This is a genomic window from Echinicola sediminis (assembly GCF_054777495.1).
Genome location: NZ_BAAHAP010000199.1, coordinates 1 through 2795, shown reverse-complemented (window position 1 = coordinate 2795; position 2795 = coordinate 1). Strand labels below are relative to the sequence as shown.

3 protein-coding genes are annotated in these 2795 nt (G+C 38.4%); all 3 read left to right on the top strand.

Going from position 1 to position 2795, the window contains the following annotated elements:
• On the top strand, window positions 1-891 hold an 891-nt coding region (gene rfbA, locus ACYVAA_RS22615; RefSeq protein WP_460546285.1), incomplete at its 5' end, for a glucose-1-phosphate thymidylyltransferase RfbA.
• Between the two features lie 115 nt (window positions 892-1006).
• Window positions 1007-1873 (top strand): SDR family oxidoreductase, encoded by an 867-nt coding sequence (gene rfbD, locus ACYVAA_RS22610; protein ID WP_460546283.1) that lies wholly within the window; start codon window positions 1007-1009, stop codon window positions 1871-1873.
• Window positions 1874-1992: 119 nt separating this feature from the next.
• A partial coding sequence (gene rfbB, locus ACYVAA_RS22605; protein WP_460546280.1) for a dTDP-glucose 4,6-dehydratase occupies window positions 1993-2795 on the top strand: 803 nt, incomplete at its 3' end.

Here is a 2795-nt window from a genome sequence, read left to right as displayed (position 1 = left end):
GGAGGTTCAGGAACTAGGCTTTATCATATTACAAAAGGAACATCCAAGCAGCTTTTGGCCATATACGATAAGCCGATGGTTTATTATCCCTTGTCTGTTTTAATGCTCGCGGGAATTAGGGAAATATTAGTCATATCCACTCCGGATGATCTTCCTAATTTTCAGAAACTTTTGGGGGATGGAAAGGATTTGGGGATAAGCCTTTCTTATGCGGAGCAGCCTAGTCCGGATGGATTGGCGCAGGCGTTTATTATTGGAGAAGAATTTATAGGAAATGATGACGTATGTTTGATATTGGGAGACAACATCTTCTATGGTCATGGTTTTTCTGGATTATTAAAGCAATCGGTTCATAACGTTTCCAGTGAGGGAAAAGCAACCATCTTCGGTTATTATGTCCAAGATCCAGAAAGATATGGAGTGGCAGAGTTTGATGAGGAAGGAAATGTTTTAAGCATTGAAGAAAAGCCAAAAACTCCAAAATCAAATTATGCTGTGGTTGGATTGTATTTTTATCCCAATTCCGTAGTGGACATTGCAAAAAAGATCAAGCCAAGCGATCGCGGTGAATTAGAGATTACCTCTGTAAACCAAGCTTACCTGGAAATGGAAAACCTTAAGGTAGAATTTATGGGAAGAGGGTATGCCTGGCTAGATACCGGAACCCATGAATCCATGTTAGAGGCTTCCAATTTTATCCATACCATTGAGAAAAGACAGGGCTTGAAGGTAGCGTGTCTGGAGGAAATTGCTTATGAAATGGGCTATATAAACGGGGAGCAGCTGTTAAGATTAGCAGAACCTCTAAAGAAAAATGAATACGGACAATATTTAATAAGAAAGGTGAAAAAAAGAAAGGGGGATAGAATTTATCAGAATAATAATACCTGAAGTGGTCGTAGGAGAACCGAAAATTGACGGAGATGCAAAGGATAGATTTTGCTGAAACTTTCTGTCAGTTTAATTATGAGTCATATTTCTGATTAATCAGTCGAAATGAAATTGTATGTTTAAAGTTTTGGTTATTGGTTCCAAGGGGCAGTTGGGATCTGAAATACACTATTTAGCGGGAAATTATAGGTATGATTTTTTCTTCACTGATAAAGAGGAGCTGGATATTATACAAAGGGAAGCTGTTAAAGCCTTTCTGGACTTAAATAAAATAGAGGTAATCATTAACTGTTCTGCCTATACCGCTGTAGATAAGGCGGAATCAGAGGGAGAGCTTGCTGATCTTATTAATCATCAAGCAGTGGTCAACTTAGCTGAAATAGCCAAAGAAAGACGAATCAGGTTCTTGCACGTGTCAACAGATTATGTTTTTGAGGGAAAGGGATACAAGCCATATTTGGAGGAGGAAGTTGCCAATCCCCAAAATGTTTATGGAAAAACCAAACTGGCCGGAGAAGAGGGGCTAAAAAGGGTCAATCCAGATAATTCGATAATTATTCGTACAAGCTGGGTCTATTCTTCTTTTGGAAACAATTTTGTAAAGACCATGATTCGTTTAGGTAAAGAGCGGGATCAACTGAAGGTGATTGATGATCAAATCGGTAGCCCTACTTATGCAAGAGATCTGGCTCAAACCCTACTTGACATCCTGCCTCAATTAAATCATGCAGGGGTAGAAGTATTTCATTACAATAATGAGGGGGTATGTAGTTGGTTTGATTTTGCTAAAGCCATCATGGAAATAAAAGCCATCAATTGTGATGTAAGTCCCCAGCTTACAGCCAATTACCCGACGCCAGCAATCAGACCCCATTATTCAGTTTTAAACAAGTATAAAATTAAGAAGACTTTTAATTTAACCATTCCTTATTGGCGTGATTCCTTACGTTCCTGTCTGGATGAGATAAAACAGTCCGGTTGACTTTTTTTTGTCCTTTTGGAGGGAAAACTATTCCCAACTTTAGCCAAAATGAAGTAGATGGATTGTTGAAAGAAACGGTCAATTAAAAAAAACAAATTCTTAAAGTGCAAAGTAATTATATGAAAACTATTCTAGTAACGGGCTGTGCAGGCTTTATTGGTTCAAATTTTGTTCAGTATTTTCTTGAATATCACCAAAATGTCCGCTTGGTCAATTTGGATCTCTTAACCTATGCCGGAGATATGAATAACCTTCAAGAAGTAGAAAAGAGTGATCGGCATATTTTTTTGAAAGGTGATATTTGTGATAGAAAATTGGTGGAAAAAATTTTTAGAGAATTTGATATTCAAGGGGTGATTCACTTTGCTGCAGAATCCCATGTAGACAATTCTATTAGTAACCCTGGTGTGTTTATCGAGACAAATGTAAATGGCACTTTTACCCTGGTGGATGTAGCTTACAAATATTGGATGGAAAAGCCTTTTTTATACAAAGAAGCTTATCAGGATGCCAGGTTTCTTCATATCTCCACTGACGAGGTTTACGGTACTTTAGGAGAAACAGGATTATTTACAGAAGCAACACCCTATGCACCCAACTCTCCCTACAGTGCAAGTAAAGCCAGTTCAGATATGGTAGTGAGAAGTTACCACCATACTTACGGATTGAATACGGTGATCACCAATTGCTCCAATAATTACGGACCCAAGCAGCATGATGAAAAACTTATCCCAACGATAATAAGAAAGGCCTTAAGGGGTGAAAATATTCCTATCTATGGGGATGGAAAGAATATCCGGGATTGGTTATATGTTTTGGATCACTGCAAAGGGATTGACCTTGCATTTCATGAGGGAAAAGCCGGGGAGGTATATAATATTGGGGGAAGGAACGAGAGAAATAATAACTATATCGCATCGAC